This is a genomic window from Rhizobium sp. Root1212 (genome assembly GCF_001424985.1).
GTDB lineage: Bacteria > Pseudomonadota > Alphaproteobacteria > Rhizobiales > Rhizobiaceae > Pararhizobium.
The window spans coordinates 637,844-644,334 of sequence record NZ_LMDA01000012.1; the positions used below are offsets into that span (position 1 = coordinate 637,844).

Sequence of the window (6,491 nt, forward strand, 5' to 3'; positions counted from 1 at the left end):
CCGGCTCAGTTCTTCTTGCGGAAGCTGTCGAGCGAGACGACGGAGCCGCCGGGCTTGTTGCCGTCGTCCGTGGGCTTGGCGTCTGCGGTGCTTTCGGCCGGCTTTTCGATCGGCGCGACCGGATAGGCGGTGATTTCGGCGCCTTCGTCTTCCTCGTCGATCGCGGCGACGTCGAATTCGAGTTCGAAGTTCACCGACGGATCATAGAAACCGCGGATGGCGTTGAAGGGGATGACCAGCTTTTCCGGGGTATCGGAGAAGGAAAGGCCGATTTCGAACAGGCTTTCGGTGACCTTCAGGTCCCAGAACTGGTGCTGGATGACGATGGTCATCTGCTCGGCATATTTCGCCTTCAGGTGCTGCGAGATGCGCACGCCGGGGGCGCCGGTGAGGAAGGTGATGAAGAAATGATGATCACCCGGCAGGTGGCCGGTGGCTGCGATTTCGGTCAGGACCTTGCGGATGACGCCGCGCAGGGCATCCTGGGCGAGAATGTCGTAGCGGATATGATCTTGGCCCATCAGGTTCCTGTTCCTTATTACAACTCGATTTACACGTTTCGACGACTGCAGGGGTGTCGATCATACACTGAAGCCGAGTCATCTAAAACAGCTATAGACCATTTCAAGCGCTTGGAGAAGTTGCGGGGCTGATGCCGCGCCGAATGGGCAAACCAGCGGTTAAAACAGTCAGCGGAAAGGGGGAAAGTGGAGGTTTCTGTTGCCAGGTACCCCCTTAGGACTTGATTTGAAGTGTCACACCGCGATTAAGCAGCGAGACGAGCTTCCGCATAGTTGTCGTTTGCAACTACTATTTTGACCCGATAACGGTGGTATCATGCCGAGCAAAAGTTCGATCTTTACGCCCTTGTCGATCCTATTTCGCCCCCATCAAAAGCCGGTCATGTGATCCGACCGGTTTTTGGTGGAGGCGCCGGGTACTGAACCTTATATGAAAAAGATGCATTTAGTTCACGCGAAAAATCTTTCGATTGCAATAGGTTCAAGCGTTGAAACGTGGACTAAATTTAGTCGACGCGAACAAAGGAAATTCTATGGGTAAGTGGAGGTTTCTGTTCCCTTAGGACTTGATTTGAAGTGTCACACCGCGATTAAGCAGCGAGACGAGCTTCCGCATAGTTGTCGTTTGCAACTACTATTTTGACCCGATAACGGCGGTATCATGCCGAGCACAGCTCTTGTCTTTCAATGCCAGTCGATCCCATGTCGCCCCCATCAACAGCCGTCGCAGTCGACGGTTCTTGGTGGAGGCGGCGGCGTCGAAGCCGCGTCCTGTACATCTATTGCACAACAGGTTTAGCGCCATAGTCTTCGCGAACGAAGCAGTGTCAACATAGGAGGTGAAAGGGCGCTTATCAAGGGGTGCCGTACCGTTTCGATGGGATGGCTCAAGGCTCCGACACTGGGCCTGCTGGTTTCAGCGGCACTACTTTGGGTGAATGTCCCTCCGAGAGCGATTTAATGATTTGACGTTTTGCGTGGAGATGAAGGCGCGCCGAGTGCAACATGTCTTTTAGCCGCATATTGGAGGTCGATAGTTGCTCTTGGGAGTCTCTGGAGATTGTAGTGCTGAGCGGCGCATCATTCGTTTCTACGGAACGCGCTTTGAGCTGCTTAATGAAATTTTGTATTCTTGGTTTGAGTGTCTCCCTATGAAGATCGCCGTTAAGGAAATTCTCTCCGACGCCTGCCTGACGGCAGAAACTGCCGAGCCCCAGTTCAGCGGTTTCTGCTCTGGTCAACTTTCCCGTATCGAAGAGCTTGTTTAGGCGTGCCATCTCAGCCATTACGAGGGCTACTTTACCGGTCGTTCTAGCTTTCGCGTCTCGAATAATAGAAGTAACATTTGATTTTTTTTCTTTTATCATTAGCTAAACCAGCTCCGTAGCGTAGGATTTTCGGATAGAAATTTGTCGAACGGCTCTCGCAGGCTTGGCCAAGCTACTAAATGCTTTAGTAACTCGTCCGAAGTTCTAATTTTTTCGTGCACAGAAATGCTGTGGTCGCCGTAATATTGAGCGCCCTGGTCGATAAAGCTTTCCCATTTGGCGCGCTGAGAGGGAAATTGGGTCTGAAATCTGCAATCAGCAGTACAGAATTCGATTTCGTGTATGTCGTCGCCGGTTACCGATGAGCACGCGCCTCGTGCGAAATCTGGCTTAACGCAATATCGATCATCGCCGACTTTGAGTGGGAAAGTTCCCGTTGAAAGCATTTGCTCTTTAAGGCCTTCGGCATCAGTGTCGATTTTGAGAGCGTAAGATATTGTCGCACCGCGTATACCACCAATCTCCGAAGCGTTCTGACATTCTTCAATGAATGAGCTAATGCCATCAGCAATTGCGGCCACTCCTGCGCTCCGAATTTCTGCACCGGCAGGACCATGCAGCCCGTACGCAATCGACTCGCCAACATACTTGTGGCCGAGTTGGTACTGAAGGGCCGGAAATGGGTTTTTAACTGCACTGGCCACGATATCGGCAAGCGTGAAGCGCTCGGAGTGACTGGAAAGGTCGATCAACTGACCATGCATCTCCGTGAATTTGCGGAGTTGATAATTGAGTGAGTTGGTTGCGACCTCTAAGTCTTGCCCCCGTTTAGAAAAGACCAGTTCGTCCGATGACCGACCTGTTGCCGTCGCAATAGCCTTAAGTGCCGCATCAACTCTTAGGAGATATGGGTGGACACGATAGGTTCTAGGGGCACCAGCTTTCGTCCCCTTAAAAATTGTCAATCTCACAAATGCGTTATATCTGCCGGTGGCATCTTTCGTGGCGAAGATTGAGTTTTTCGTCAACGACAACCCCTCGGAGACTCGGGACCCCAGATGGAAAATCAAGAGATTGTATGCTGAAGATTTAACAAGCCATGTGAGCTGGTATTCAATTGAACTAGAGCTGAGGCCCCGAAGTACCGGCAGATTGTTGTATGACCACTCAACGAGCTTCGTTGATGAAATTGCTCCATTTCGTCTTTCGAGGAGTTTCTCGGAGATCAATGAGGCAGAATCGATATACAGCCGGGACCGCGCAATGATGAAGGCAATCTCATCCTCTTCAAGCGTTCTCGCCCCACGGGCGCTTTCTGTGTCTACCGCAACTCTCCGCGATTTTATTGAGGCACTCGGTAGAGCGAAGCTATCTGAGATTAATTTCTTCGAAGAAAGTAAGACCATGTCGCTAAAGTGACCGATCAAAGCCTCGTGAGACGATTCGGTTACTGGAATTTTGGCAAAAACGTTATCCAGGAGTGTTTGATTTACTTGCTTGAGCGAGGTAATGCCTTCAGCAGCGAAGTTCGTAAAAAGGCAAGATATCCGTTGGAAATCTCGTATTATCGTGAGTGGCTTCGCTGCGTCTTTACGGTGAGGCAGAAGATGTCGCAAAAACATCATCGCGACGACAACCTCTTTAAGTTGTTGAATGAGAAAGAAATGCCTGCTCGGCGAAAGCGCCAGCTTCTCTTTTTCAGAAATATACCTCGGTGTTTCAAAATCTAATTCTGGCTTAACTCGACTCCCGGCGGGTAACGAGCTTATTGGAAATGGCCAGACGTTTTTCGCAAAAAAGGTTCCGGGCGTGACCTCGAAATTAACGTCGTAAGGCGGCCCAATTATTTTAACGCGACCATCTGCGATCCAAGCACGGTAGTCGAAGTCAACGTTCTCCCAGTTATTTGCTGTTGCAATCACTGCTTATTCCCCCTTGTCGTGATCGTTATTATTATTTTGTCGCAGCGTTCTATCCGGTCGTGGATGACGCTATGAGTAGTTGCAGCCAAGGGCAGGGTTGTCAGACGCGCGACCAATACCGCGCGTTGCTTTCTGACTAACTCCAGCGCATCTGGAAACCAGCGGGCTCGAAGGCAGCCGTCAATACAAGCCTGACCCACACAACGCTTTCCCTTTTGAGTGCCGAAATCAAATCCTGGCGGAGGCGCGAAGGGATCGGAACATCGATTTCCCCATTTGGTGAGGCTGCCGTCTTCAAGTAGGGATTCAATTTCTTTCGCTGTGAGTTTCTGCCTTTCTAATAATATCTTTAGTGATTGTTTGGTGAAACTGTTTGAATCTATGAGTGATATTGAGAGATCGAATACATCTATGAATGTAGATTGCCATTTGTAGTGAAGGTGTTTTCTGTTGTGATAGGTCGTTGCTGATCGTCTATTTTTGTGATCACCTAGAAGCGTGACAATGCTTTGATTTGCACCTGAAAGATTTGCGCCATACGCTAACGCTGCCTTGCGCATTGCACCGAGTGAGGTGGGAAAACCTAGTGCGGCCAGAGAGTCCGTGAAAACGGACGGGCTACTGCCTGCTTCCGCAAACGTCCCGAGCGATCCAATTCTTCCCGAAGTCGAATACAAAAATAAGTCGTCTTTTATGCGTTCTAGAGTGTATAGTTGATTTTCTTCCTCGTCGGTTAGAAACGGACGGTTTGAAAGCTCAACTATCTTTCTTTTTACTTCTATACGAAGTGGTTCTGTTAGTTTTTCCAAGAATTTGATGATTTTGTACGGGTGTCCATACGGCTTTATAAGGGATAGGCAGTGTACGTAACTTTGTTCAGCGTCGGGAACGGTCACCGTTCGGAACTTGAGCGCTGCAAACTGGATGACCCGTTCTCCGTTTCCATATTGAAAGGCTACAGGTCGAAAGACGTAAGTCCCCATCCTCAAGCCAAGGATTACGCTGACGTTAAATCGCGTTTTGATCAGCAGTAGGCAAACGAAAGGAAGTATATCTCTCTCACTGGGGTAAAGGAAAGCGAGATGCCCAGTTAATCCCTTTTTCCGCTTGTGCTTGCCATTTTCTCGGAGCACCATTGCTCCTGGGTGGGTTTCCAGTCCTGCTAGCGGGGTTCGCAAACCGTCATCGCGTATGCTGCTAACAATTTTGACTTCTGTGCCTATCACATGAAGCATGACGTAAATTCGATTGGCGAGCGAGGCCCAGTCACCCATTTTACCACCATAAGAGCGACGTGGATCGTGACCGCCGAGCTTCAGGCTATCAAATTCCCTTGCTCGGCCCATTACTATAAGCGCTTCTGAACCGCCCCGGCTTTGCCGGAGACCCCAACTCGTGAGAAGTAGGGTCTATGACAAGCAAAACGACGAACAAATTTTCTCCTGAAGTCCGCGTCCGGTGAACCGCCCCGGCTTTGCCGGAGACCCCAACTCGTGAGAAGTAGGGTCTATGACAAGCAAAACGACGAACAAATTTTCTCCTGAAGTCCGCGTCCGCGCCGTTCGGATGGTGACGGAACATGAAGCCGAACACTCATCGCGCTGGGCGGCGGTATCATCGATAGCGGCCAAGATCGGCTGCTCGGCGCATACCCTCCATGAATGGGTGAAGAAGGCCGAGGTCGACAGCGGCAAGCGTGCAGGTTTGCCGAGTGACGTGGCGGAGAAGATGAAGGCTCTGGAGCGGGAGAACCGCGAGCTTCGTCAGGCGAATGAGATTTTACGCAAAGCCTCGGCGTATTTTGCCCAGGCGGAGCTCGACCGCCCACTGAAGCGATGATTTCCTTCATCGACGAACACCGCTCGGTGCTCGGGGTCGAGCCGATCTGCAGACTGCTGCCGATTGCCCCGTCCACCTATTATGAGGTTATCGCCAAGCGCACAGACGTGGACCGCCTATCGGCCCGCGAACGGAATGATATTGCCATGAAAGTCGAGATACGCCGGGTGTTCAACGAGAACTTCCAGGTCTATGGCGTGCGCAAAGTCTGGCGGCAGTTGCAGCGAGAAGGTTACGACATCGCCCGCTGCACCGTCGCTCGGCTTATGAGAATGATGGGGCTTCAAGGCGTCATTCGCGGCAAGCCAGTCAAAACCACCGTGTCGGACAAGTCCGCTCCATGCCCGCTAGACCGGGTGAACCGACAGTTCTTCGCTCCAGCGCCGAACATGCTGTGGTTATCCGATTTCACCTATGTCGCGACCTGGCAGGGCTTCGTTTACGTGGCCTTCGTCATTGATGCCTTCGCCCGCCGTATCGTCGGTTGGCGGGCAAGCCGAACGGCCCATGCGGGCTTTGTGCTCGATGCCCTCGACCAGGCGCTTCATGATCGGCGGCCCGTCAAACGTGGCGGGCTGGTTCATCATTCCGACCGCGGCTCGCAATATGTGTCCATTCGCTATTCCGAACGGCTGGCGGAGGCGGGCATCGAGCCGTCTGTCGGAAGCGTTGGCGACAGTTACGACAATGCTCTCGCCGAAACGATCAACGGTCTTTACAAGGCCGAGGTCATCCATCGGCGAGGACCATGGCGCAACTTCGAAGCCGTGGAGTTCGCCACGCTCGAATGGGTCGACTGGTTCAACCACCGCCGTCTTCTGGAACCCATCGGGAATATCCCGCCTGCAGAGGCAGAAGAACGATACTACGCCACGCTGGACGCACCAGCTATGGCCGCATAACTTAAACCAAACGGTCTCCGGCAAAGTCGGGGCGGTTCA

The 6,491-nt window shown here is 51.9% G+C and carries 5 protein-coding genes, 2 other RNA genes and 1 other annotated feature; of the genes, 1 reads left to right on the forward strand and 6 read right to left on the reverse strand.

Annotation, left to right across the window (positions count from 1 at the left end; all coding sequences use genetic code 11):
* Positions 1-5: 5 nt before the first annotated feature.
* The 6 genes from ASC86_RS14980 to ASC86_RS25855 form a co-directional block, all read right to left on the reverse strand.
* Positions 6-521, reverse strand: a complete 516-nt coding sequence (locus tag ASC86_RS14980; protein ID WP_056322491.1) for an SspB family protein — start codon at positions 519-521, stop codon at positions 6-8.
* A 185-nt stretch (positions 522-706) separates the two neighbouring features.
* Positions 707-1,030: a transfer-messenger RNA gene (gene ssrA, locus ASC86_RS25250) on the reverse strand.
* Positions 1,031-1,061: 31 nt separating this feature from the next.
* Positions 1,062-1,383, reverse strand: a transfer-messenger RNA (tmRNA) gene (gene ssrA / locus ASC86_RS25255).
* A gap of 25 nt (positions 1,384-1,408) precedes the next feature.
* Entirely contained in the window at positions 1,409-1,888 is a 480-nt protein-coding gene (locus tag ASC86_RS25850) for a hypothetical protein (RefSeq protein ID WP_156387057.1), read from the reverse strand.
* A complete protein-coding gene (locus ASC86_RS14985; protein ID WP_056322494.1) occupies positions 1,888-3,711 on the reverse strand; it encodes a hypothetical protein in 1,824 nt (607 codons plus the stop codon). The genes ASC86_RS25850 and ASC86_RS14985 overlap by 1 nt, the downstream gene beginning before the upstream one ends.
* Positions 3,708-4,985, reverse strand: a complete 1,278-nt coding sequence (locus ASC86_RS25855; RefSeq protein WP_156387058.1) for a hypothetical protein — start codon at positions 4,983-4,985, stop codon at positions 3,708-3,710. Before ASC86_RS25855 ends, ASC86_RS14985 begins: the two co-directional genes overlap by 4 nt.
* A gap of 235 nt (positions 4,986-5,220) precedes the next feature.
* Here ASC86_RS25855 and ASC86_RS14995 point away from each other — a divergent pair.
* Positions 5,221-6,452, forward strand: a protein-coding gene (locus ASC86_RS14995) for an IS3 family transposase (RefSeq protein WP_156387059.1) whose coding sequence is annotated in 2 segments (ribosomal slippage) — positions 5,221-5,512 and positions 5,512-6,452 — 1,233 coding nt in all. Because the reading frame shifts where the segments join, the coding sequence is not laid out codon by codon here.
* Positions 5,505-5,621: a sequence feature (AL1L pseudoknot), on the forward strand. It overlaps the preceding gene by 117 nt.
* Positions 6,453-6,491: the final 39 nt, after the last annotated feature.

Bases quoted from the DNA above. Each gene is read 5' to 3' on its own strand.
- ASC86_RS25850 (WP_156387057.1), bottom strand. From the start codon at position 1,888: ATGATAAAAGAAAAAAAATCAAATGTTACTTCTATTATTCGAGACGCG.
- ASC86_RS14980 (WP_056322491.1), bottom strand. From the start codon at position 521: ATGGGCCAAGATCATATCCGCTACGACATTCTCGCCCAGGATGCCCTG.
- ASC86_RS25855 (WP_156387058.1), bottom strand. From the start codon at position 4,985: ATGGGTGACTGGGCCTCGCTCGCCAATCGAATTTACGTCATGCTTCAT.